Origin of the sequence: Vibrio sp. 2017_1457_13, assembly GCF_030851525.1 — a bacterium.
Taxonomy (GTDB): domain Bacteria; phylum Pseudomonadota; class Gammaproteobacteria; order Enterobacterales; family Vibrionaceae; genus Vibrio; species Vibrio metschnikovii.
The window spans coordinates 233,002-256,085 of record NZ_VHTA01000005.1 but is presented as its reverse complement, the minus strand read 5'-3'; the positions used below and the strand labels follow the sequence as shown (position 1 = coordinate 256,085).

General features: G+C 42.6%; 23 protein-coding genes. 14 read left to right on the top strand and 9 right to left on the bottom strand.

What is annotated here, in order from left to right; all coding sequences use genetic code 11:
* Nucleotides 1-85: 85 nt before the first annotated feature.
* Together tyrS and FKN88_RS08725 are read left to right on the top strand one after the other, a co-directional pair.
* The gene (tyrS, locus tag FKN88_RS08730) at nt 86-1,348 is read left to right on the top strand and encodes a tyrosine--tRNA ligase (protein ID WP_154170913.1); all 1,263 of its coding nucleotides are present in this window, start codon (nt 86-88) and stop codon (nt 1,346-1,348) included.
* 324 nt (nt 1,349-1,672) lie between these two features.
* On the top strand, nt 1,673-2,512 hold the full coding sequence (locus tag FKN88_RS08725; protein WP_306687416.1) for a CPBP family intramembrane glutamic endopeptidase: 840 nt from the start codon (nt 1,673-1,675) through the stop codon (nt 2,510-2,512).
* An 89-nt stretch (nt 2,513-2,601) separates the two neighbouring features.
* Here the strand turns inward: FKN88_RS08725 and FKN88_RS08720 are convergent, their stop codons facing one another.
* Nucleotides 2,602-3,048, bottom strand: a complete 447-nt coding sequence (locus tag FKN88_RS08720; RefSeq protein WP_154170911.1) for a DoxX family protein — start codon at nt 3,046-3,048, stop codon at nt 2,602-2,604.
* Between the two features lie 317 nt (nt 3,049-3,365).
* Between FKN88_RS08720 and FKN88_RS08715 the strand changes: the two genes are divergently transcribed.
* A complete protein-coding gene (locus FKN88_RS08715) occupies nt 3,366-4,355 on the top strand; it encodes a rhodanese-related sulfurtransferase (protein WP_154170910.1) in 990 nt (329 codons plus the stop codon).
* 43 nt (nt 4,356-4,398) lie between these two features.
* Here the strand turns inward: FKN88_RS08715 and FKN88_RS08710 are convergent, their stop codons facing one another.
* The gene (locus FKN88_RS08710) at nt 4,399-5,610 is read right to left on the bottom strand and encodes a sugar efflux transporter (RefSeq protein WP_154170909.1); all 1,212 of its coding nucleotides are present in this window, start codon (nt 5,608-5,610) and stop codon (nt 4,399-4,401) included.
* A gap of 241 nt (nt 5,611-5,851) precedes the next feature.
* On the opposite strand from FKN88_RS08710, the gene FKN88_RS08705 reads away from it, so the two are divergent.
* Both FKN88_RS08705 and FKN88_RS08700 read left to right on the top strand, forming a co-directional pair.
* The gene (locus FKN88_RS08705) at nt 5,852-6,757 is read left to right on the top strand and encodes an AraC family transcriptional regulator (RefSeq protein ID WP_306687417.1); all 906 of its coding nucleotides are present in this window, start codon (nt 5,852-5,854) and stop codon (nt 6,755-6,757) included.
* Between the two features lie 128 nt (nt 6,758-6,885).
* Entirely contained in the window at nt 6,886-7,527 is a 642-nt protein-coding gene (locus FKN88_RS08700; protein WP_158137094.1) for a hypothetical protein, read from the top strand.
* An 87-nt stretch (nt 7,528-7,614) separates the two neighbouring features.
* Here FKN88_RS08700 and FKN88_RS08695 read toward each other — a convergent pair whose 3' ends face one another.
* The 4 genes from FKN88_RS08695 to FKN88_RS08680 all read right to left on the bottom strand — a co-directional run bounded on the left by FKN88_RS08695 (nt 7,615) and on the right by FKN88_RS08680 (nt 11,852).
* Nucleotides 7,615-8,025, bottom strand: a complete 411-nt coding sequence (locus FKN88_RS08695) for a biopolymer transporter ExbD (protein WP_306687418.1) — start codon at nt 8,023-8,025, stop codon at nt 7,615-7,617.
* The gene (locus tag FKN88_RS08690; RefSeq protein ID WP_158145154.1) at nt 8,022-8,729 is read right to left on the bottom strand and encodes a MotA/TolQ/ExbB proton channel family protein; all 708 of its coding nucleotides are present in this window, start codon (nt 8,727-8,729) and stop codon (nt 8,022-8,024) included. The genes FKN88_RS08695 and FKN88_RS08690 overlap by 4 nt, the downstream gene beginning before the upstream one ends.
* Entirely contained in the window at nt 8,729-9,421 is a 693-nt protein-coding gene (locus FKN88_RS08685; protein WP_154170905.1) for an energy transducer TonB, read from the bottom strand. The genes FKN88_RS08690 and FKN88_RS08685 overlap by 1 nt, the downstream gene beginning before the upstream one ends.
* Nucleotides 9,422-9,701: 280 nt before the next feature.
* Nucleotides 9,702-11,852 carry a TonB-dependent hemoglobin/transferrin/lactoferrin family receptor gene (locus FKN88_RS08680; RefSeq protein ID WP_306687419.1) on the bottom strand — a complete coding sequence of 717 codons (2,151 nt, stop codon included), beginning with the start codon at nt 11,850-11,852 and terminating at the stop codon, nt 9,702-9,704.
* Between the two features lie 355 nt (nt 11,853-12,207).
* Here FKN88_RS08680 and FKN88_RS08675 point away from each other — a divergent pair, with 355 nt between their 5' ends.
* The 6 genes from FKN88_RS08675 (at nt 12,208) to FKN88_RS08650 (ending at nt 16,895) form a co-directional block, all read left to right on the top strand.
* Nucleotides 12,208-12,684: a hypothetical protein gene (locus FKN88_RS08675; protein ID WP_154170903.1), complete on the top strand. Its 477-nt coding sequence runs from the start codon at nt 12,208-12,210 to the stop codon at nt 12,682-12,684.
* A gap of 144 nt (nt 12,685-12,828) precedes the next feature.
* A complete protein-coding gene (gene pnuC, locus FKN88_RS08670) occupies nt 12,829-13,575 on the top strand; it encodes a nicotinamide riboside transporter PnuC (RefSeq protein ID WP_154170902.1) in 747 nt (248 codons plus the stop codon).
* Nucleotides 13,572-14,300, top strand: coding sequence for a nucleoside phosphorylase (locus tag FKN88_RS08665; RefSeq protein WP_306687420.1), 729 nt, complete (start codon nt 13,572-13,574; stop codon nt 14,298-14,300). Before pnuC ends, FKN88_RS08665 begins: the two co-directional genes overlap by 4 nt.
* 154 nt (nt 14,301-14,454) lie before the next feature.
* A complete protein-coding gene (locus FKN88_RS08660) occupies nt 14,455-15,138 on the top strand; it encodes a Crp/Fnr family transcriptional regulator (protein ID WP_154170901.1) in 684 nt (227 codons plus the stop codon).
* Between the two features lie 132 nt (nt 15,139-15,270).
* Complete coding sequence (gene rihA, locus FKN88_RS08655; protein ID WP_154170900.1) at nt 15,271-16,224, top strand: pyrimidine-specific ribonucleoside hydrolase RihA; 954 nt, start codon at nt 15,271-15,273, stop codon at nt 16,222-16,224.
* Nucleotides 16,225-16,484: 260 nt separating this feature from the next.
* Nucleotides 16,485-16,895, top strand: coding sequence for a VF530 family DNA-binding protein (locus tag FKN88_RS08650; RefSeq protein ID WP_004396952.1), 411 nt, complete (start codon nt 16,485-16,487; stop codon nt 16,893-16,895).
* Nucleotides 16,896-16,932: 37 nt separating this feature from the next.
* Here FKN88_RS08650 and FKN88_RS08645 read toward each other — a convergent pair whose 3' ends face one another.
* The gene (locus FKN88_RS08645) at nt 16,933-17,616 is read right to left on the bottom strand and encodes a TVP38/TMEM64 family protein (protein ID WP_306687421.1); all 684 of its coding nucleotides are present in this window, start codon (nt 17,614-17,616) and stop codon (nt 16,933-16,935) included.
* Nucleotides 17,617-17,685: 69 nt separating this feature from the next.
* Nucleotides 17,686-18,621: a LysR family transcriptional regulator gene (locus tag FKN88_RS08640; protein WP_154170899.1), complete on the bottom strand. Its 936-nt coding sequence runs from the start codon at nt 18,619-18,621 to the stop codon at nt 17,686-17,688.
* Nucleotides 18,622-18,745: 124 nt separating this feature from the next.
* Between FKN88_RS08640 and FKN88_RS08635 the strand changes: the two genes are divergently transcribed.
* Both FKN88_RS08635 and FKN88_RS08630 read left to right on the top strand, forming a co-directional pair.
* The gene (locus tag FKN88_RS08635) at nt 18,746-18,976 is read left to right on the top strand and encodes a hypothetical protein (RefSeq protein WP_154170898.1); all 231 of its coding nucleotides are present in this window, start codon (nt 18,746-18,748) and stop codon (nt 18,974-18,976) included.
* Complete coding sequence (locus FKN88_RS08630; protein WP_154170897.1) at nt 18,966-19,895, top strand: sodium-dependent bicarbonate transport family permease; 930 nt, start codon at nt 18,966-18,968, stop codon at nt 19,893-19,895. Before FKN88_RS08635 ends, FKN88_RS08630 begins: the two co-directional genes overlap by 11 nt.
* A gap of 139 nt (nt 19,896-20,034) precedes the next feature.
* Here FKN88_RS08630 and FKN88_RS08625 read toward each other — a convergent pair whose 3' ends face one another.
* Nucleotides 20,035-21,861, bottom strand: a complete 1,827-nt coding sequence (locus FKN88_RS08625) for an L-tyrosine/L-tryptophan isonitrile synthase family protein (RefSeq protein WP_306687422.1) — start codon at nt 21,859-21,861, stop codon at nt 20,035-20,037.
* A gap of 233 nt (nt 21,862-22,094) precedes the next feature.
* On the opposite strand from FKN88_RS08625, the gene FKN88_RS08620 reads away from it, so the two are divergent.
* A complete protein-coding gene (locus FKN88_RS08620; RefSeq protein WP_306687423.1) occupies nt 22,095-22,985 on the top strand; it encodes a LysR family transcriptional regulator in 891 nt (296 codons plus the stop codon).
* The last annotated feature ends 99 nt before the right edge of the window (nt 22,986-23,084 follow it).

Here is a 23,084-nt window from a genome sequence, read left to right as displayed (position 1 = left end):
CCTATCTATCCCTTTAGGGACATCGTCTCTGATGGATTTTATCCGTATTCTGGCGAAATCCAGTCTATAAAAGATGAAAGGCCGTATGAACTCAGCACATTTTCTACATGAATTAGCCCAACGAGGCTTAATGGCACAAAGCACTGCTATCGACGAGCTCAGCGAGCTCTTGAACCGTCCACAAACACTTTACTGCGGCTTCGATCCCACTGCTGGCAGCTTACATATTGGTCACTTAGTTCCTTTATTAATGTTGAAGCGCTTTCAAGATGCTGGGCATACCGCCATTGCTCTGATTGGTGGCGCAACGGGGATGATTGGCGACCCCAGCTTTAAAGCCGCGGAGCGAACATTGAACCCATCAACCACCGTGCAGCAATGGGTCAATGATTTGGCTCAGCAAATTGATCAGGTAATGACCCCACACCTGACTCAGCCACTTCTTTGTGTCAACAACGCAGATTGGATTACAAAAATCAATGTGATCGACTTTTTCCGTGATATTGGTAAGCACTTCTCAGTCAATGCGATGATCAACCGTGAATCGGTCAAGCAACGGTTAAGCCGTCCAGATCAGGGGATCTCGTTTACTGAATTTAGCTATTCCCTTTTACAGTCATTTGATTTCGCCCATTTGAATCAACAATATCAATGCAGATTGCAAATTGGCGGTAATGATCAATGGGGTAATATTGTGAGCGGAATCGACCTTACCCGCCGGCTTAATAATCAAGTGGTTCATGGTTTAACCCTACCTTTGATCACTAAATCAGATGGCACTAAGTTTGGTAAAACAGAGAGTGGGGCTATCTGGCTCGATAGTAACAAAACTTCACCTTATGCCTTTTATCAATTTTGGCTCAATACCGATGACGCTGATGTGTATCGCTTCCTACGCTACTACACCTTTTTGTCACTGTCTGACATTGAAGCCATTGAGCAACAAGACAAAGCCAGTACGGGTAAGCCACAAGCCCAACAAGTGTTAGCTGAACAGTTAACTCACTTTGTACACGGTGAAGAAGGCTTATTAAGCGCGCAGCGCATCACTCAAGCGCTATTTCGTGGTGAGATGAACCAACTGAGTTTAGCTGAGTTGCAGCAGTTGGAACTGGATGGGCTGCCTTGTTATCAGGCGGATAATACGGATAGCCTAATTGAGTTGATGTTGGTTACTCAATTAGCTAGCTCAAAACGTCAAGCCCGCGAGTGGTTAGCCAATGGTGCGATTCGCATTAATGGTGAGCGTATGGATCAAGAACAGCTCAGTAGTCAATTTGCCCTGTTTGATCGCTATTACGTGATACAACGTGGTAAGAAACAGTTTGCTTTGGTCAAACTCAATTAAGTTTTACAGTGTAAATAGGCACCATAATTATGGTGCCTTACAACCTCAACCTAGCGAATAAACCTCAGCTCACTGGTAGAATATGATGACAGCTAATCATTCTCTATACTTAGGGTCCGCTGACCTTTTGAGCTGATTTTTCAGCAATTTGTGGCTTCTTTATACAAGGCAGAGAAATGTAGTTATTCTACCTGAGAAGCCGATAACGCCGTAGAAAGGAACCATAAACGCGGCCCGAAGGGTTCAGCTAAAAACGTTTTAATCGCAAAGGGTCAACAGACCCTATAAACATTCAATAATAAACCACACGTTAAGAATATTTTTATGCTAATTCATCCCTCTTTATGGATTTGGATACCCTTGTTGCTGGCCGTAATCGTGGGCTTTCAAAAACGTCTTTTACTCACCTTCTCGTTACTCGCTCTCTCACTGCTTGGAGCATGGTTCATCGGACGCCTCTCTAGTCTCACGTTTTTGTATGTTTCACTAGGGCTGATACTCGCGTATTACACGCCATCGCTCGCCAAGCGTTGGCAAACCGTCGCACAGTGTACTTTGCTCGTTTGGTGCGGCTTATTGTTGTTACACATTATCCCAGGATTTGAAAACCCTAAAGTCTTAGATGGGGTACTGGCGGGACCGAATAGTGTCCCTTTCAATCTCTATCTTAATCTCGATAAACCGATGATCTTCTTTGCCCTTCTGCTGGCTTATCCTACCCTATTAGGTCATCAGCAGCGCATTCCTTGGCGGCAAGTGGTTTTACTTTCACTACCATTATTTAGTTTGTTATTGCTTGCTTGGGGATTCGGTGCGATTAAACCAGAGTTAACGCTCCCTACATGGTGGTGGTTATTTGCTCTTAATAATGCGTTGTTGACCTGCGTTGCAGAAGAAGCGTTCTTCCGCGGCTATTTGCAACAAAAAATAACGGATAAGTGGGGATTTGGTTTAGGTATTATTATTGCAAGTAGTCTATTTGGCTTAGCCCACCTAGCTGGAGGCGTCACTTTAGTACTATTTGCCACCTTAGCTGGTGCTCTTTATGGTGCGATCTATTATTGCAGTGGTCGTTTGTGGGTTGCCGTGCTATTGCACTTCTTATTTAATTTTATCCATCTTATTTTCTTCACTTACCCAGTCGCACTTAAAACCTCGATATAAACTAAACAACAAAAAATGCCGCACTTGTACAAAGTCGGCATTTTATCAATCTCGATACTCATTACCAGCCTTGAGGCCGATACACTAACTTAGCCACGCAGACGTTGAGAAATAATCTGATCGATACTCAATTTACCCGAACCAGACATCATTAACGACACGCTGGCCGCCAATAAAGCTAATGCAAATTCGTAACCACCATTTGACATAAATAAACCATGCTCAAAATGCACCGCAAAAATAGCTACTAACATGGTTACAGAGAGTACCGCTGCAGCAGGACGAGTCAAAATACCCAGTAAAATGGCTAAACCACCAAAAAACTCACCACTGCCGGCTAAAAATGCCATCAACATACCCGGGCCTAAACCAATCGATGCCATCCACTGTCCAGTACCTTCTAAGCCATAACCACCAAACCAGCCGAACAACTTTTGTGCGCCGTGTGCCATAAAAACAATCCCAATCGGGATACGTAAAGCCAGTGTACTGTAACCAGATTTTGATTCAACAAGCTTGGTAATGAGTGATTTCATGTCTTTTCCTCAATAAATTTAACGATTCGATTTAGACAAAGAGTTATTGTCTTTCCTAAGATAACGCTTAGTTTAGAGAAAAAAATTGTGATGGAAACCCATATAAACTGACAATAATATACGAAATTTCTGAACAAGATGAGTATTAATGGCTATTTAGCCAATTCTGCTCCTCTCAGTCTGTATAATCTTCATCCAATTGTCGCTATTTTTATCCGAAAGCGCCGTTTATACCCCTATAAACTATCCGTGTTTGTACAAGCCATGCTTCGCTATACTACGCGCCAACTCTTTATACGGTTTTTAAAAGGTTTCCAATGAGTCACTATGTTGTCTGTGCTCTGTACAAGTTTGTCGAGCTTAACCATTACCAAACACTACGAGCTCCACTGCTTGAGCTAATGGAAAAGCATCATATCCGCGGTACATTATTACTCGCTAGCGAAGGGATTAACGGCACGGTTGCCTCATCACGAGAAGGCATTGATGCTTTAATTACTTGGCTGGATACAGAGCCTTGCCTCAAAGGGACCGTTTATAAAGAATCTTTAGCTTCAGAGCAGCCTTTTCAGCGCAGCAAAGTCAAACTCAAAAAAGAAATCGTGACGATGGGGGTTGAAGGTATTGATCCTCGCCATGTGGTCGGCACTTATGTGAAGCCGAAAGAATGGAATGCACTGATTTCCGATCCTGAAGTGTTAGTCGTCGATACTCGTAACGATTACGAGATCCAAATTGGCACCTTTAAACATGCTCAAAATCCGCATACCGAGACTTTCCGTGAGTTTCCCGAGTATGTAAAACAAAACCTCGATCCTGAGAAACATAAAAAAGTAGCGATGTTTTGTACTGGCGGCATTCGCTGTGAAAAATCCACCGCTTATCTCAAAGAGCAAGGATTTGAAGAAGTTTATCACCTCGAAGGTGGCATTTTAAAATACTTAGAGGAAGTGCCAGAGCAAGAGAGCTTATGGCAAGGTGATTGTTACGTCTTTGATGGCCGTGTCGCTGTTGGTCATGGATTGCAAGAAAGTGATTACCAAATCTGTAATGCCTGCCGCTTACCGATCACCGAACAAGACAAACAGAGCGAACAGTTTGAACAAGGGGTTAGCTGTCCACAATGTTTTGGCACTCATAACGAAGAGCAACTGGCACGCTTTCGTGAGCGAGAAAAACAGGTGCAGTTAGCTAAGCAGCGCGGTGAAGCGCATATTGGCAGCGATACCGCGCAGATCATCGAACAAAAACGGGCTGAAAAGTTAGCCCGTAAAGCCCAGCAACGTAACCAAAAAGCCTCTCGTTAATCTGCCATTCAAGCTTTGGCCTTAATAATTACCTTCATTAAGGCTAGTTCAGCGCGTTAGAAGTAACGCTAGCGCGCTGCTCATGTTTTGCGGCTAACCCCATAAAAACTCTCAGCAAAATTAATGCCGCCACAGCGCCAATCAGCGAGACATACAGCGTACTAAAATAATTGAACAACTCGCCCACGACACCCAATGCCACACTCGCCACTAATGAACTGATACTAAGAATACTGGAAAACAGGGTTGATGCCGTCCCCAAACGATCAGGCATCATATCCTGCAATACCACCATGCCTAAGGTTGCACAGACACCGATAAAAAAGCCATTAAGGATTTGCGCTAATAATAAGGTGGTGAAGGTCGTATTGGTTAGCATAATCAAATAAAACGCCATCCCGCTGATTATACCCGCGCACAGAAGTTGAGTCGTACCAAAACGCTGCGCTAATTTCCCAGCCAGCAACATGATTGGTATTTCACATAACGCCGCCATCCCAAACAGTAATCCTAACCAATGAGCAGGAACGAGCAACTCTTGTGAAAGATACAAAGGCATGCTGGTAATGTATAAATTATTCGCTGCAAAGGTAAACACCATCGTCATACAATATAAAACGATAAGCCGCTTTACCGCACCTTGCTTGGGTAATGATAACGCGGCAGCAGGATCTGAGGCTGACGCTTTTTCAACACCTTTCGGTAAATATTTAGCAATCAGCACAATAGCAATCGTCACAATCACAGCAGAAACACTGAACGCTGCATTAAAACCAAAACTGGCTTTGAGCATAAATGCCAAAGGAGGGCCAAACACCCAAGCTATCGCAATCCCAGCGCGCATCGTGGCCAGAAAGGTGGTTTTATCTGTCACATGGCGATCAGCGTATTCCCGCCCAAGGGCAAACAGTTGACCAAATGACGCCCCACTGACACTACCAAATAAGGTCACCACAACAATCGCTAACCAATAACTGCGAATGAGGGTAAAACTGACCACAGTGATCAAATAGCAGCCAAGTGCCACCAATAAAATCACTTTGCGTTGCCAGTGCCGATCCGATTGTCTGGCTAACCACTGCGACACCGCCACGGAACTCACTACTGCCATCACCATATACAGACTCAGCATCATCGGTGATGCGCCGAGTGCTTCAACAATAAATAAGCTCGATAATGGGTAGAAAAAAGCCCCACATAATCCCGTCACTAAAGCGGTCATGATAAATAGCAAGGCGGTTTTATCTTTATACATTTCAACGTATCCAATGGGAGGAAATAACTCTAAACGAGTCACTCTACAAGGCCACAATCTACCCAAGCTTATTGACATGATTGCTGTAAGTTGCAAGGGAATACGCCGCTAGTGTAATCAAATCCGATAAGATAAATGATGATATTCCAGCCTCTTTTAATACTAATCCGTCAAAATAAACACACTATTTGACAGAAAAGACTAAGCCTTTATGATCAAAGAAAATAAATGGAGAGACCCAATGCGCCCTTTGATTGAAAATGTATTACAGGATCCAAGCTGCGATTGGCTCATCCGTCATTATCATTGCCAAGCCAATACTGAGGAATTTTCTTGTCCATGGCACTACCATACGGAATATGAATTGGTGCTCTATCACAATCCGAACAATAACTTTCAGGGCAATTATTTTGCAGGAGACGCCAGCGGTACTGTGGATAATCACACCTTGCTTTTATACGGGCCCGGCTTACCGCATATGATCACCGGACGCTTGCACCACAAACAAGCACAAGCACTACATTCAACCATCGTATGGTTTAAACAAGCGTGGGTTGATAAGATTCAAACTATTCTGCCTCGAACTCAGCCTATCAAGCGTTTACTTGAAGGTTCAGCTTATGGCTTACAGCTCTGTAGTGCAACGGCACAACGTATTGCTAAGCAGTTAAGTGGCATTGAAATGTTAGACCATTCTTATCAAGCTTTACGCGTCATTGAATCGTTATTGATCATGGCCGAAGATCAAAATGCACGGCGCTTATCGGCCTCAGCCTATCGATTATCGCAATTAAGCGCCGACAGTGAAGCACATAAAAAAGTTCATCTCGCCAAGCAGTATATCGAAAGCCATTTTGCCGAACCAATCAAAATAACCGATTTATGCCGCACACTGCACATGAGTGAAAGTTCGACCTATCGCTTATTTGAAAAACACTATTCGATGAGTTTTTCTGAGCATCTCAAACAGTTTCGGATTGGTAAAGCCTGCGAGCTGTTGGCCAGCTCTTCGCTCCCTATTGCCCTAGTGGCAGAGAAAACTGGTTTTAGCAATCTCTCTAACTTTAATCGCCAATTTAAAACCATTAAAGCAATGACGCCAAAAGCATTTCGCAACCAGTTTCAATCGCCATCGATTCACTCTTAACTCGATATGAATACTCAGCATCACTCCTCATCGTTCAAATAAAATACAAAAAAATATTGAACAGTGTTTTATTGGGGATTACAATGCGCACTCTTTTTACTAATTGGCAATTTAGAGGCCACTGTATTATGAAAAAACTGTCGTTCATCCCAATAATTAGCATCATTGCTACACTTAGCTTTAGCGCAAATGCTAACTCCTTTGGGGACTATTCTTACCTAGGGCTTGGCTTGCAATTCAGTGAGCAAAAAAGTGATAGTTTGTCGTCTTTTTTAGGTTCCGACTACACAGGTAAGGGATCCCGCTCGCTGTTTGGTGTTAATGTGACGGGTAGCTACTCTCCCGACAATATTAATGGCTATGGTAAAGTTGAATATGAAATGGGGACATCTGGCAATACCGACGTATCAAGTACTTTCTTAGGTCTCGGCGCATACAATAACTTTCATTCTGCATCCGTTTTTTATACATTGGGTGCCGCTAGATATACGGTTGCTAGAGAACGTCATACCGAAGGTGCTGGTTCCGATAAATTTGCTGAGTATGGCCCTGCAGCCGACATTGGTATCGCTATTCCCATCAGTTCCTTTTGGTCACTCACCCCACGATATCGAATCTCGTATTTAGATAGTGACGTCATGAACGATTACAAACTCACTTCACAATTTATGTTTGGCCCAACATTTTCTGTTGAACTTTCAGTGGGCTACAATACCTATCGAGATGCTGAACAATTCAACAGCCAAACGGCGCTTAAATTTGCGTTTTAAAAAATACATCAATACGCCATAAACCAATATCGCTGATGGGATCTTCGTCTGTCTCATCAGCGATGTTAAGTTTTACAACTCTAGAACCTATTGGTTTTCATCGGTTAGAAGCTGCGTAGCTGCAATGCCATTCTCTTGTAAAAATGCCAGTAACCTGACCAAATTCTGTACTTGAGCGGTTTTATCCGCTGCAATCACAATCGGCTGTTCGCTGGTTTTGCTGCGCTTTAATAATGCCTCTGTAAAATCCTGCCAAGCGACATAACTGGTACCATCAATTGCCCAATACGGCTGTTGAGCCAAAATATTTACCGTAATGGACTGCGTATTGATTTCACTGACCACAGATGAATCGGTACTCGGTAAAGACACGTCTAATGACGTAAACTTAACCGCTGCGGTCAGCAATAAAAACACCATAACAATAAAGATAATATCCAATAATGGCGTTAAGTCTGGCATCAATGAGGATTCTGTCGTTGGTGGTGTTTTGATCATGATGGATTGACCGCTGTTTTTTCAACGACATCATTGGCGTGGCTGCAACGCCCATTTTTAGTCGTGCAGTCATGCTGTAGCGATACCCCTTCAAGCCATAAATTGACATAGTTTAAAGTATGCTCGAGTTTTGCCATGACTCTATCTGCCCACGCGCCAAGTAATTGAGCTGCGGTAATCGCAGGAACGGCAATCAATAAACCTGCCGCCGTCGTGCGCATCGCAATCCCTAATCCATCTGCGAGATCATTCGGTGTAATATTGCCAGACGACAGCGCGACACCTTTAAACATTTCAATTAATCCGAGTACCGTACCTAATAAACCCAGTAATGGACTGATCGCACCAATGAGGGATAATAATCGTAGTCCGGAATGAAGCTGATGGCGCTTATCTTGAAGCCAAATACCCGCCGTATCTTCACGCAGTCCTTTAGAAAAATCGTGATGAGCCAACAGCATCGCGACCCCTTTGTAAAGCAGTGACCGCTTAGTCGATAACTCCTCGGCTAGCGCTTCAATTTGATCGCTGTGCATTGGGGAAATTTGATTCAGCGCCGCACCAATCGAACCTCGACTAGCCCCAAGGGTAAATAACACTTGGATTAGACGTTCAACGATAATCATCGTCGCGAAAAGAGAGCACAAAAATAGCGGCCAAGCCATCAGGCCAAGCTCTTGCTCAAGTTGAGTCAGTAGTTCCATTATCCTTCCAATTTAAAACGTACAGGGATTTGTACACGGTGAGCCATGGTTTGCCCATTCACCGTGTAAGGTGAAAATTGCCATTGTTTAATCGCATTCAGCGCCGACTGATCGAGCAATTGAGCCCCCGATGAAGAGAGTAAAATTTGCTTAATTTGTCGGCCATGTTCATCCAGCCATACTTCATATAACGCCACCCCCTCAATACCGCGCTTTTGAGCCAGCCTTGGATAGTGAGGCGGTGTGGGGCGCGAAAGAAATGAGGGCGTTTCCACAAGCGTAGGTTGATTGGTTACCCCACTACGACTGGGCGCTGGAGCAGACTCCTTATTCTCTTGCCACTGATTGGTCGATTCTTCCTTGACTAACGATGATGACGGCGCTGTTTTTTTCGCCAATGGTTGAGTCACAGGAGAAGGCTTATCGGGCTTTACTACCTTTTTCGCTTCTTGAGGCTTTTTCTGCTCTGGCTTAGGCGTATTCGGCTTACTCTGCTGTTTAGCTTCAGCTGGCGATGACACTGGCGGCTCATGACGTAGGGTTTGAGGCTGAGCAACAAAGTTGAGCGATACCGAGGTCGATTGATTCCCAGCAGGCATAGCAAAAACTTTGGCTTCATCATCCATCAACAGCAGGGTTCCATGAATGGCAAGTGAAAGTGTCGCCGCAACACAATATCTGGGGAAATTCACGTCGTGCTCCAAATCAAAACTAAGCGCCTTAATGGGGAGATTATTACTCAACGACTAAACAATATCAATTATCAATTGCATTATCATTTACAAAAGATAGCTATTTGAGAAGAAGAGATGAAAATTGCAGTAAAACCTTATATTTCAATGAATAAGAGTTTAGATTGAGATATGCCAGATGAATATTTTGGGCAGAATTAGTCAATGCAATACCATAGTTTCAGATGTCAGAAGACAATCTAAAACTATGGTAGAGCAAAATAACGTTTTACTTTAATAATTAAAACTCATATTTTGCCGTAATTGCAAAATTACGCTTCGCTTGAGAATAATCATTATCTAAAATATTCTTACCTCTAATATCATTCCAGCGGTAGTACTCTTTATCTGTAACATTAAATATACCAGCAGTCAAAGTCAGGTCTTTGATTGGTTTATAATAAGCTGTAATATCAAAAATAGTTGAACTAGATAACTCAACTTGATTCTCTGTACCACCAGTTGCTTTATCATTATTAATATTACGGTTTGATTTTCCCGCAGTATAATTAAGCTTTAAACTCGTTCCCCATGTTGAATCTGGATCATCAAAATTTAAAGCTGCCACAACATTCCATGGATTGATACTATTGAGAGGTCGTCCATCACCATCTTTACCTTCGGTATAATTCGCTGCTAGTCGAGTCGTCAATCCTCGTGGAGCATTCAATAATTCATCTAATTTTAACTGATTAGATAATTCGACGCCCTTAATAGTCGCTTCACGTAAATTGATATAAGAGTAGTAGTTTATTCTCGATTCGACCTTAGTCACTACCTGCTCTATAAAATCATCATAGCTGCTATAAAATAGTGAGAAATCTGTTGCAGAAAAATCGTTATTGTGGCGATAGCCTAGCTCATAAGAAAGGCTTTTTTCAGACTTAAGATTTGAATTGGGTTCATTAACGTAACCATGAGCAGGATTACTAAAGGTATAGTAGAGCTCGGTAAAGTTAGGTGAGCGCAACCCCTGACTTACTTGCGCAAAAATTGCACTGTTTGGATCTAAACGATAAAGAGTACCCAATCGCCCGGTTATGGCAGAATCATTAAACTTGGATAGTCCTTTTCCAGCATTATCGCCAGGATCAGTACTGAATGAATCGTAACGTAATCCAGGTGTTACAATCAGATTACCATTAAACAAAGCAATTTCGTTTTGAATAAATAAACCAATTTTCTGCTCTTCGGCATCGGGTGTATACACAATCACCTGATTTGGTGTCGCTGGATCAGAATTATATTCATTGTTAATGTTTGAAATATCACTGCGTAGTAAATTGATACCATACATAATATTATGCTCACTATTATTTAAAGTAATGAGCTTATCGAACTGAGCTTCTAATTCAATTTTGTCATCGCTATAAAAATAATCTTTCGTTTGATGATTATCATTGTTAGCGGGTTGATAAGGAGGCCTTCCGGCAGAGGCTGGCTGAAAACGCTTAGTTAAACCGTTTTCTTCCTTACTTTGCCATGAGACTCGACTGGTTATCGTATCGGCAAGCGATAAATCAGAAAACCAAATATGTTTTAATCCAAGACGGTACTGCTTGGTAATATCTCGTCCAGTATAATTTTTATAACTTGAGTGAACAATATCAGAGTCAACCTGATTACGCAGCATTTCTCCTGTAAACTCGATTCGATGCGCTTCAGAAAGTTGATATTGTAGCTTCAATAATAAGTCATTATTCGCGCTATCTTGCCCAGAAATTGAATAATTTTCTTTATGATCACCAAAGTTTTTTGGCTCTTGACCATCACGACGAGTAAACGCTACTAAGGTTTCTAAATCACCGCTACGATGAGCAATAGCAACGTGTTCACTGAATGATTTATCTTCCGAGGCATAAGATAATTTAATTTGCCCACCTGTCGTCGCATCCCCTTTTAAAAAATCTCGTGGATCTTTGGTCTCAAAAGCTACAATGCCGCCAATAGCATCACTTCCGTGTAGGCTTGATGCCGCCCCTTTAACAATTTCAACACTTTTGAGCATATCTGGTTCGATGCTAACAGCACTTGAATTAATAAAAGAGTAAGGCCCACCGTCAAAAGCTTGGCTTTGTGTAACACCATCAACCAAAATTTTAATGCGGTTGCCCTCTATTCCTCGAATATTAATGGTTTGCATTCCTTGGCGTGAAGAACCACTAGTCGTTACTCCCGGCGTGTATTCAAAAATGTCCGCAACGTCTCTAACCATAGTTGCTTCTAATTCTTTACTTGAGATCACAGCTACCGAGGCTGCGGTATTATCAAGACTTTGCGTCGTCCGTGTCGCAGAGATGACCACTTCATCAAACTGAGTTGTTTTTTCGGCGAACGCCGCAGGGGAAAGAGCAAGCAATATTGAGGTAGAAAGTAGCGTTTTAGTCAACATCTGAGAGATTACCTTATTGATCAATAACAGATTTACAATGTGCGCAATACTACTTTATACGAATAACAATTACTATCATTTGCATTAACCTAAAATTAAGTTATGATTGTGCTAAAAATAACCAAAAAATTCAATATACTTATAATTATTAACACGTTAGATTTAAAAACTACCGTTTAACCCATACAGTGAAAATCAAAAAGACGTGATAAATATCACAATTAAAGCTGCGCAGTAAAAAATCCAACTCAGTAAAACGCTGGCTTTGCAATCCCTAAATTTATTTACTTTTGTAAAAAAATGTATATGGTACCGTTCCCAGATATTGATCATAAAAGATGGACAAGATACTCATATGCAACTACATCACATCTCAAAGTTGGCAGGGACACTGTTATTGATTTCACTATCCGTGACAGCGTCTGAAAAAGAATTGGATATATTTAGCCAAAGCAATAGCGATAAAGCGGCACAGACCTTAGACCTTGACGCGCCAGCAAAAGACAGTTTCATTTTCAAATTACCAGCCACTCATAATCCTTATCTTGATTATCAAGAAAGCTACGATTATCTGGCCTCTGATGCTCGACCGAGCGTTAACTCACCACTCACGCTAGACGCACCAGATCCCCATTCTTTTAGTGTCAAACCAACCGTTAAAAATCCTTTTCTTCGTGATGGCCAAGAGGATTGTCAGTATGTTGAAGTGGTTTTCGATCACCAAGACAAACAGTTATCGGTCGGTTCTGATAACCAAGGTAACCCTTGCAGTCGGTCGCATTTAACTATCTCGGACTATCAAATAACCACGCGCTTTAAATATGAAGAGTAAATAAGCCGGTTTTCAGCCTTTATAAAAACAGATTATTGATTAAATGTATGATCGCTCTCAATCGCAGGGGGACATATGTCCTCCCTCTTAACGCAAAGAACCACTTAATATAAGCGCACAAAATAAATCACCACGGTAATGACTATGGATCTTTTTGCTCTACTCGATATTAATAACACACTGGTTAATATCCCGATTGGTTCTGGCTACGCCATGAGCTGGATCGAAGCTTTTGGTACAGTATTTGGCTTGCTGTGCATTTGGTTCGCCAGCCAAGAAAAAACCATCAACTATCTTTTTGGTTTGCTCAACGTCACCTTATTTGCCGTGATATTTTTTCAAATTCAACTCTACGGCTTGTTGCTGCTTCAATTGTTCTTTTTTTGCGCGAATGTCTACGGTTGGTACGCATGGACAAAACCCAACGCGGAAGGTGATATTCTACAAGTTCGTTGGTTAAGCAAACAAAAACTGCTGATCACGGCAGGCATCAGTATCGTCAGCATTGGCTTACTGACGGTTTATATTGACCCTTTCTTTTTAGCTCTCGCGAACATTAGTGTCGATATCATGAATGGATTAGGAGCGGACCTTGCACAACCTGTCTTAGAGCCCGATGCTTTTCCATTTTGGGATTCAACCATGACGGTATTATCAGTCGTCGCGCAAATTTTAATGACACGTAAATATGTCGAAAACTGGATGCTATGGATTGTGATTAACATCATTAGTGTCGGTATTTATGCGACTCAAGGTGTTTATGCGATGTCTGTGCAATACGCTATTTTGATGTTTATTGCCGCAAATGGAACTCGGCAATGGGTTCGTACCGCAAAACGTAATAGCCAAACTGTGACGTCAGCAAACCAAGTTCAAGAGGCCACAGTATGATTCAGCCTCACATCAATGTCGCCTATGGCCAAGTCGCCAATCGAGTGATTGTCTGTGGGGAACCCAATCGAGCCAATCGAATCGCGGCGCTACTCGATGATCCTCAGCTGATTGCTGAAAATCGTGAATACCGCTTATTCAATGGTCGTTATAATGGGCAACAGATCACCGTATGCAGTACTGGTATTGGAGCGCCTTCACTGATTATCGCGATTGAAGAGCTAAAGCAGTGCGGTGTCAGCCATATTGTGCGCGTTGGTTCTGCTGGTGCAATGCAGGCTAACATTCAACTGGGTGATCTAATTGTCGCGGAAGCCGCGGTGCGTGATGAAGGGGGATCAAAAGCCTATATTGCAGACACCTACCCTGCATTTTCCAGCTTTTCGCTTCTGAGTCGCTTACACGCATTTTTAATACAGCAGCCCACAGCGGTCCATTTTGGATTGGTTCGCTCACACGATAGTTTTTATACCGATGAAGAACAAAACCTTTGCCATTATTGGAATAAGAAAGGAGTCTTGGGGGCAGATATGGAAACATCAGCGTTGCTTACCGTAGGTCGATTACGTGGCTTACAAGTTGCGTCTGTGCTCAATAATGTCGTTTTGTACCAGCAAGATGTACAGCAAGGCGTCACGCAATACGTTAACGCTGATCAAGCGATGATGGCAGGTGAAAAGCTTGCCGCAACGGCAGCGTTAGATGCATTGAGTCACTGCGTTTAATTTTTCCTGCAAGCGCATTAAGCAGCGGTGACTACGATACCGCTGCTTATCTCATCTCTTAGCGCTCATTGATTTTTACATCAGAGAAGGCAAAACTTGCGGCCTGTGGCTAATCAAGCTAACGTTGAGCATCCTGATTTCTCGTCGATAGATTATGAAAATAACTCCCTATTCATCTGGTCGCTTCCATGCTTACCTTGAAGAACAAAAGCAAGCCTTTAAGACATTCATTTATCAATGCCAAATCAGCACGGCTTATATCGATGCTGGGAGCGATATTCTTAAGCAAGGTGAGCCATTAGAGCATATTTACGTGGTTCCCGGCGGGCGCGTTTCAATGAGCATTCTCGCCGCTAACGGTCGACGATTTCAATTAGGTGAGGCTAACTGTGACTATCATATTTTTGGTGAGATGGAGTTTTTTACCGCAACGCCCTGTCAGTGGACGGTCACCGCCGATGAGCATCTACAAGTCGATATTATTTGTCTAGCTTCGCTAGCAAAAACCCTTGAACAGCATCCAGAAATGATGGTGTATTTTGCCGCTGCGTTGGCGGAAGATTACCGAGATTCAATGGAGATCTACACTAACCGCCTACTTCATCCTTTGACTTATAACATTGCTTATGACTTACTTTTGCGCCAACGCTCAACGATGGCGCTGGGGAGCTTTAGCAAAGCGAGTCAAGAAGCCGAGCGATTTGGCACCTCAAGCAGAGTCTATCGCCGAGCGGTCAACGAATTGATCGCTCAAGGATTAGTGGAAAAAACCGCGACTGGACTAACTATTGTTGATGAACAAGAGCTGCAACGCTTCTTAAATAGCAATCCTCAATAACTTAATTTTACATACCTCACACTTTTTCTTCTCCGCTTACAGTAGGTTTCTTCGTTTCAGCGACAGACTCACACTTTGTGGTTCGCAAAATCGATACACTGAAGTCTAAAAACAAACGGAGTACCCTTCTTTATGACACGTCCGATTATTTTAGATTGCGATCCCGGCCATGATGATGCCATTGCGTTAATTCTAGCGTGCGCTTCTCCATCATTAGCAATCAAAGCGGTGACCACGAGTGCCGGTAACCAAACCCCTGAGAAAACCTTAAATAATGCTTTACGTATTCTTACCTTACTGGGTAGAAGTGATATTCCGGTTGCCGGTGGAGCATTAAAGCCCCTGATGCGAGAGCTGATCATTGCCGATAATGTTCATGGTGAAAGTGGTCTGGATGGACCAACGTTACCTGACCCCAGCTTTGCTCCCCAAGCGGAACACGCCGTTGAGCTCATGGCTAACATCCTTAGACAAAGCGACCAGCCCGTTACTCTAGTACCAACTGGACCACTGACTAATATTGCGCTGCTGTTGGCCACCCATCGTGATTTAATACCGAAAATTGAAGAAATTGTCCTAATGGGCGGCGGCGCTGAAACCGGAAACTGGTCTCCGGCCGCGGAATTTAATATTTATGTCGATCCAGAAGCCGCTAAGCTGGTTTTTCAATCTGGTATTCCGATCACCATGTGCGGCCTCGATGTCACCCATCGGGCGCAAATCATGGATGAGGATATCGAACGTATTCGGAAAATTGATAATCCGATTGCTGGTGTCGTTGCCGAACTGCTCGACTTTTTTATGATTTACCATCGTGATCCCAAATGGGGGCTAGCAGGCGCACCGTTGCATGATCCATGCACCATCGCTTGGTTACTGGCCCCTGAACTGTTTAAAGCTCAAAGATGCTGGGTCGGTATTGAAACTCAAGGTGAATACACGCAAGGCATGACCGTGGTTGATCGTTATCAGCTCACCAATCATCCCGCTAATGCGACCGTGTTATTTGATGTTGATCGGCAGGGATTTGTCGATTTATTGGTTGAACGTTTGCACTATTTTACCACTCATTCATCCGCTTCCTAAATGATGTGATACCCAAACGACTTGGAGTTGCAGATAAACGACTCTCGATCAGCATCAATATTAAAACGAGCTGAACTGACATCGTTGCAACTTCAAGTAGCAAGGGGATAGTGTTAACGGATCAGAGATAATCATAGGGAAGTACGATCAACTCTGCTAGAATGCGCACCCTCTGCAAGGATGAACAAGTACATCACCAATATCTGCCAAATCCTGCTATACCTACCCTATCTACCGTTTACCCTTAGGAGCCGGTTATCATGACTGATCAAGAAAGAATCGAACTACAAAAAAACAACCCATTACACGGCCTTAAGTTAGAAACCTTACTGCAAGAGCTGGTGGATTTTTATGGCTGGGATATTTTAGATACGGCGATGCGCTTTAACTGTTTTCATACCAACCCTTCGGTAGCCAGTAGTGTCAAATATTTAAATAAAACCGATTGGGCACGAGAAAAGTTAGAAAACTTTTATCTGTATCGTTTTAAACGTATGCCTCGCGCTTCCAGTGAAGAGTTCAATATATCACCACGGGCACGTACCTTCCCTCATGGCTTACAGCCAAAAGAGCCGATGGAATTAACCGTAGACTCGATTTTGAAATCACAAGCTAAAGCGGCTTCCGCTCATAAAGAAAGAGCGGCACGCAGTCGCCAAAGCCGTCGTTAAATTAATATCCGATTCACGTTCAGGGTAACGATAACCGCTATTCACTGACTCGCCGGCGTTGATTGATTTTCTCGACCACTTTTTTCGCGACCAAAGGGAATATCCCTAACAACGCGAACGAGAATAAAATCGCTGGCGATAAAATCCCCCCAAGACTCTCTAATTGCGCCAGTTGGGTGCCAGCGTTAACGTAGACAAGGGTTCCAGCCAACATTCCCACTTGACTGACCCAGTAAAAAGTTACGGCGCGAAGCGTGGTTAAGCCCATTAAAATATTGATCAGAAAAAAGGGGAAAATAGGCACCAGTCGTAGGGTAAATAAATAAAAGGCTCCATCTTTTTCTACGCCATGATTCAGCGCTTGTAAGCGCTCACCAAAACGCCGTTGTACGGTTTCTTTCAATAAATAACGCGCAACTAAAAAAGCGCAGGTAGCACCGATGGTGCTAGCAAAAGAAACGATCAGAGTTCCCCACCATAAACCAAATAACGCCCCAGCGGCGAGCGTCATCACCGCAGCTCCCGGTAACGACAAGGCAGTCACTAGCACATAGATCGCTAAAAATAGCATCCCGACCAGCAAAGGCGCATCAGTACGCCACTGTTCAAACTGCGCTAAATGACGCTGAACGCCGTCTAAGGTCAGCAACTGATTAAGATCGAGTGCAAAAAATGCCACGCCCAATATCGCAATCGTGATCAGTAATAACCACTTTTTCATATTTATATTCCTTATTAATCATCGTGATTGCCAATACAGACTTTACTCTTTAGATAAGCAACCAACTCGCTATGACAATTGCACCGTTTGCTGAATGATTTCACGCCCTTCTGTTTGCACGTAATTGAGAAAAACCTCGGCAATCGGGGATAAGGCGCGCTGGCGAGTCCACGAGAATGACCATCTGGTTTTGATCGGTAACGACTCGACGTTAATCACTTTAACACCGTATATATTACCAAACGCCAAGGTATGAGCAGACAAGATAGACACACCCAAGCGAGCTAATACAGAATGAATAATCGCCTCATTACTGGCAATGGTCATTTTAATATTAGGCTGATAGGGCTGTTTCTTAAAAAAAGCTTCCGTCGCATAGCGGGTTCCCGACCCCACTTCGCGGATCAAAAAATCTTCCTGACAAAACTCGGCTAATGACACCCTCTCTTGTTGTGTAAAAGGGTGACTCGCCGCGGCAATCGCCACCAAATCATTGGCCATGAATTCAATCACGTCCAGCTCTAACCCTTCGGGCAAATGGCTAAACACATAAAAATCATCGGCACCATGCTCACAGCGCTCCATCACTTGCTGTCGGTTGGCTATCGTCAACTGAATATCAATCCCCGGGTAGCGCTGACAAAAAGGGCCAAGTAAATGAGGAATAAAATACTTTGCCGTTGTCACCACAGCTAATTTTAATGTCCCTGACTCAAGGCCTTTGAAACGAGATAAACGCATCTCCAATTCTTCACAGTTTTGGAGAATTTTTTTCGCCGTTTCTACCGTGGCTAATCCGGCATCGGTAAAACGAAGTGTTCTACCAACTTGTTGATAAAGCGGTAAGCCTATCGCCTCAGCAAGTTTTTTTAACTGCATAGAAACCGTAGGTTGAGTTAAAAATAAACTGTCTGCCGCGGCAGTAATACTTCCGCCATGATAAACCGCTAACAAGATCTCTAGCTGGCGAAACGTGCCAATATGGGCGTGTAATCTCGATGCCATTGTTCACCTCCAACCAAGTTCACCGAGATAATATAGAGCATTATCTATATAAAAGTTAGTAATTATCTATTTTTATCTATTGTTAAAACAGCATAACATGCTGAAAAATTTGCAGGAGAGTGTAATGAGATTTCGTACAATGGCGCTGCCAATGACCACAGTGATGATGCTGGTAACCTTCTACTATGTAGGTTTATCCATCGGGTATAACGCGTTTAGTTTTCTTGTTTGTGCTACTTTGCTAGCAAGTTATACCGCGTTTGAAGGGCTTAAAACCGCGTTTAATCGTTCTGTAAAAACGAAAATACCAACCATCAGCTTAACAAGCAAGGAGAGCACTAAACATGGTGCTTGATGCGGTGATTGCTTTTTTTATTCTGGGTATTGTCTGCCAGCTACTGGGCGCAAAAATTCCTTTCCCAGATAACCTGTATAAAACCCTCAGTCTGATATTGATGATTGCGATAGGCCTTAAAGGCGGTATTGCCTTACAAGCGCATATCGCAGCAAGTCTTCTCGTGATGGCTTTGATTGTGGTGGCATTTGGTTTGTTGCTGCCCCTGATCGCTTATCCGCTACTGCGGTATTTTGGTCAGTTAGACAAAATCAATGCTGGAGCGATTGCCGCTCACTATGGCTCCGTCAGTGTTGCAACTTATGCCGTCGCGGTTGCCTTGCTCGAAGCTAAGCAGATCCCGTATGAAGCTTACTTCCCTCTGTTTGTCGTGTTATTGGAAATGCCCGCGATCATCGTTGGTTTAATACTCGCCAAAGGCAGCGTATCGCTGATTAATCGTCACTTTCTTAAAAAAGAACTCCTCGCCAATCCCAGCCTATTATTAATGATTGGCAGTTTAGTGATTGGCTATGTAGGAGGAGACACCGTTCACAAGCTTTCGCCACTGTTTATTGACCTTTTCTCGGCTATTTTAGCGTTATTTCTTCTGAAAATGGGCTTGATCGCCGGTCAGCAATTGGCAACACTTAGGGATAACAGTCTGTTTTTAATCAGCTTTGCTATTTTGATGCCGATGATTGGCGGGTTAGCGGGCACAGGGCTCGGCATGCTACTTGGGTTTAGCGCTGGCGGGATCACGCTGATGGCGGTACTTGGAGCCAGTGCATCGTATATTGCTGTCCCAGCCGCAATGAAAGAAAGCCTGCCCGAAGCCAATGCAGGGATGTCGATCACCGCGGCACTAGGCATTACTTTTCCTTTCAATGTCCTGTTTAACGTGCCATTTTTTATTGCTCTTGGGCAGGCTATTAGTTAAATACCGTTCACCGGTTCGAGGCAATAGGTCTCCAAGAGATAACTATCTGTCTCTTCCTCTATATCACGGGTAAGACAAATCAGAAAAGGCACCCAGCGTGATTAGCTGTTGTGCCTTTTATCCATACATCAATGTATCTTCACACTACTTCACTGACGGCCTTTTGCACCATACGATTGTGTGGCTGCCATGGTGAGTTGATCGATGGTGGCTGCAATTGAATACGCCAACATTGATTGCTCGGTGATAACGAATAGCTCGCTTGCAGTGTCGTTAAGTTATTTACGAAAAGAATATCCCCTGCCACCAAAGTATGTTCAAAGCAAAGAGACGGCTCTGTGCATAAATGGTCAAGACGCTGTTCAATCGGCTCCCCACTTGATCGCCCATCCACTTGCGGTAAGCGTATTGTTGAATTTTGACCACATGAGTGACCCTGCCAACGCAAAATATCTTGCCGAGATACTTGGCAATAACGAATCAATGGTGGTAATTCCTGCTCCGCGTAGTCTTGGTGATGCTTTATTGGATATAACGTGCTCTTTCGTAGTTGCTCACGTTCTTGACCACGTAAGGTTAGTGGCGCTAATCCAGCATCTATCGTAGTCATATGGACAGGCGTTTCTGAACAAGCGCAATACAGAGCATATTCATGAGGAGTAATATCTTCGTAATCGTATCGATAAGTTCCATTAGCCATCGCATCGGATAAAGTGGCGAATTGCCAACCAATAGATTGCTGTAGCGCCTCACCGGACAATTTTTCAACAACGCTATCATTACCCCAAATGACAGCAGAACGATGTTGCAGATACCAAGTCGAAAAATCATCCGGATGATGAAAAGGCGCAAAACCATGCAATAACACCGAACCAAACTCTTTAACCAGTTGGCTCAATTCATTAATGTTCAAGACAGACGCCGATAAAGAAGGTGTAGGACTGATTAAACGTAAACCTGCTTTTTCATGATGTAACTCTGCTCGAATTTGGCTGACAACGTGGCTCATAGATTGATCAGCGCAAGTTAATTGTAAATAACACCATGTTTTACCCTTATAGAAAATAGGTAAAATAACGCCTGTACGCTTGAGATGATTTTCTTTAGTATCAATCATGATTTTACCTTGGCTTGCATCAAAAAGTACTGTGCTATGCCAAGGTGTTTTAAATTGTCGCTCTGCAAATAAATATAATGAATACTTTTTTCCATTCATTGGATGCTCATGAATACTCAAACGAATCGAATCGGCAAACTTTTGTTTTAGAAAGTTATCTAGAGCTTTCCCTTGTATCATCATTCCTTTAGCAATTTCAGCTAAACGAAGACGACGCTCTTTGTAAGAAAGCGTTGACAATACATATTTTTGATCTTGACTCATGAATTTTTTCAAACCTAGATAGGTTTGATTCATTTTATTATTCCTAAGTTTTAACTCAGTGAAATTTTCAGCGTAGCCTGGCTCTGAAAACATATTACGTAATCCAGAAAAATACTCGGTATCACAAAGATGCTCAAACTCTTTAAAATCTTCAAAATTAATTATTTTTATTAAATCTTCAGCATGCATATTGACAAGCATTTCTTTTAGTCCATCAGAATACGCATAATGATGAGACAAATCAACGGCAATATAATCTGAGAATGTATGGTAGTCTGAAAAAATATATAAGACGACCCCCGGAGAATAAACCGCTTCAATATCACGAAGACACTGTAAAAAGCGTCTTAACACTAGATATTCCCCCATATCAGGCTCATGGCTGATTACTTTATCTAAATTATTGGTTTTACATGGGAATGCAGGTAATAGTAATTTTATTTTTTTCTGTTCTCTTATCGAATCACGCAGTTGCTGTTTTAGTGTAGCAATCCCTTGATACGATGCATCACATTGCGCAATAATTTGGTCAAGTAAAATAAACGTGATTTTATCTATCTCTGTTTCTCGGTAAACATCAAGCATAACCAGCCCTTAATTATTTTTCATAATACTGAATAAACGATGACAATTTAGGTTATTGTCAACCCATAAAATGGAACCGCTCCCATAAAAGTGGGGTTTAATAATTTAATTATTATTAAATCGAAACCAAAGCATTCAAATTCTCTCTAATCGACTGTGTCATTATTTAGATGACAACGCAGTTTGACTAGATGACAAAAATAGAACCCAAAGTTACCAATAAGGGAACAGTAATGCTTAATGAATTAAAACGTATTGCCATATTTAATAAAGTGGTCGAATGTGGTTCCTTCACATTAGCGGGAGAGTCACTCGGCATGGGGAAATCCAAGGTCAGTGAACAAGTCACTCTATTAGAAAAAAAACTCAATGTGCGGCTACTTCATCGAACAACCAGAAAAATTAGTTTGACCACCGAGGGAAGTACTTTTTATCAATACAGCCGTGGCTTACTGAATATCGCCGATCAAGCGCTGGGGGCGGTGAATCATTTAGCGTCAGAGATATCAGGAACAATTCGTATTGGAACGACGATTGACGTTGGAACCTTTCTGATCAATCCATTATTAAATGAATTTTATCAGCAGTATCCACATGTCAATTTTGATCTTTGCTTAGATGATGGTCTGCAAGATATGGTCGAATCTAACCTCGATTTAGTGATTAGAATTGGTGAGTTGACGTCATCGTCGATGGTAGGCCGAGTGATTGCTCCTTTTGAATTAGGTATTTACGCCAGCCAAGATTATCTCAATAACGCCAAGCCGATCACTTGCCTAGACGATTTACAAGATCACGACTGGGTTTACCTATCTCGGCTAAATTTACCGAATAATATTCTTACATTAACTAACCATAATGGGCAGGAGCAGCAAATAAAATTACAACCTAAGCACACCAGTAATGCGCCGCTGGGTGTTATGGCAATGATTCAAAATGGATTAGGGATTGGCCCTATCGCTCATTTTTTAATTGATAAAATCCCCGGCCCATCGCTCATTCGGTTATTTCCCGATTTTTACCAAGTCAGCACAACGATGAATATTCTCTACCCAAGTCGCAAAAATATTCCGCCTCGTGTACGGTGCTTTATTGATTATTTGATAGCATCACTCAAAATATGATGGAGAATAAATAACCCGACTATTTTTCCTCATAAAATGAGTCGTCGGTAACATCACTGGCGTTTAGATAGTCGATGAGTGGCAAAGAAATAAGCAAAT

Excerpts from the sequence above, each read along its gene's own strand:
- FKN88_RS08690 (WP_158145154.1), bottom strand. The coding sequence starts at position 8,729 with ATGGAACTACTGACTCAACTTGAGCAAGAGCTTGGCCTGATGGCTTGG.
- FKN88_RS08645 (WP_306687421.1), bottom strand. The coding sequence starts at position 17,616 with ATGAAAAAGTGGTTATTACTGATCACGATTGCGATATTGGGCGTGGCA.
- tyrS (WP_154170913.1), top strand. The coding sequence starts at position 86 with ATGAACTCAGCACATTTTCTACATGAATTAGCCCAACGAGGCTTAATG.
- FKN88_RS08695 (WP_306687418.1), bottom strand. The coding sequence starts at position 8,025 with ATGATCAAAACACCACCAACGACAGAATCCTCATTGATGCCAGACTTA.
- FKN88_RS08635 (WP_154170898.1), top strand. The coding sequence starts at position 18,746 with ATGAGATTTCGTACAATGGCGCTGCCAATGACCACAGTGATGATGCTG.
- FKN88_RS08700 (WP_158137094.1), top strand. The coding sequence starts at position 6,886 with ATGAAAAAACTGTCGTTCATCCCAATAATTAGCATCATTGCTACACTT.
- FKN88_RS08625 (WP_306687422.1), bottom strand. The coding sequence starts at position 21,861 with ATGCTTGATGTTTACCGAGAAACAGAGATAGATAAAATCACGTTTATT.
- FKN88_RS08705 (WP_306687417.1), top strand. The coding sequence starts at position 5,852 with ATGCGCCCTTTGATTGAAAATGTATTACAGGATCCAAGCTGCGATTGG.
- FKN88_RS08725 (WP_306687416.1), top strand. The coding sequence starts at position 1,673 with ATGCTAATTCATCCCTCTTTATGGATTTGGATACCCTTGTTGCTGGCC.
- FKN88_RS08720 (WP_154170911.1), bottom strand. The coding sequence starts at position 3,048 with ATGAAATCACTCATTACCAAGCTTGTTGAATCAAAATCTGGTTACAGT.
- FKN88_RS08650 (WP_004396952.1), top strand. The coding sequence starts at position 16,485 with ATGACTGATCAAGAAAGAATCGAACTACAAAAAAACAACCCATTACAC.
- FKN88_RS08665 (WP_306687420.1), top strand. The coding sequence starts at position 13,572 with ATGATTCAGCCTCACATCAATGTCGCCTATGGCCAAGTCGCCAATCGA.
- rihA (WP_154170900.1), top strand. The coding sequence starts at position 15,271 with ATGACACGTCCGATTATTTTAGATTGCGATCCCGGCCATGATGATGCC.
- FKN88_RS08640 (WP_154170899.1), bottom strand. The coding sequence starts at position 18,621 with ATGGCATCGAGATTACACGCCCATATTGGCACGTTTCGCCAGCTAGAG.
- pnuC (WP_154170902.1), top strand. The coding sequence starts at position 12,829 with ATGGATCTTTTTGCTCTACTCGATATTAATAACACACTGGTTAATATC.
- FKN88_RS08680 (WP_306687419.1), bottom strand. The coding sequence starts at position 11,852 with ATGTTGACTAAAACGCTACTTTCTACCTCAATATTGCTTGCTCTTTCC.
- FKN88_RS08710 (WP_154170909.1), bottom strand. The coding sequence starts at position 5,610 with ATGTATAAAGATAAAACCGCCTTGCTATTTATCATGACCGCTTTAGTG.
- FKN88_RS08630 (WP_154170897.1), top strand. The coding sequence starts at position 18,966 with ATGGTGCTTGATGCGGTGATTGCTTTTTTTATTCTGGGTATTGTCTGC.
- FKN88_RS08675 (WP_154170903.1), top strand. The coding sequence starts at position 12,208 with ATGCAACTACATCACATCTCAAAGTTGGCAGGGACACTGTTATTGATT.
- FKN88_RS08660 (WP_154170901.1), top strand. The coding sequence starts at position 14,455 with ATGAAAATAACTCCCTATTCATCTGGTCGCTTCCATGCTTACCTTGAA.
- FKN88_RS08620 (WP_306687423.1), top strand. The coding sequence starts at position 22,095 with ATGCTTAATGAATTAAAACGTATTGCCATATTTAATAAAGTGGTCGAA.
- FKN88_RS08715 (WP_154170910.1), top strand. The coding sequence starts at position 3,366 with ATGAGTCACTATGTTGTCTGTGCTCTGTACAAGTTTGTCGAGCTTAAC.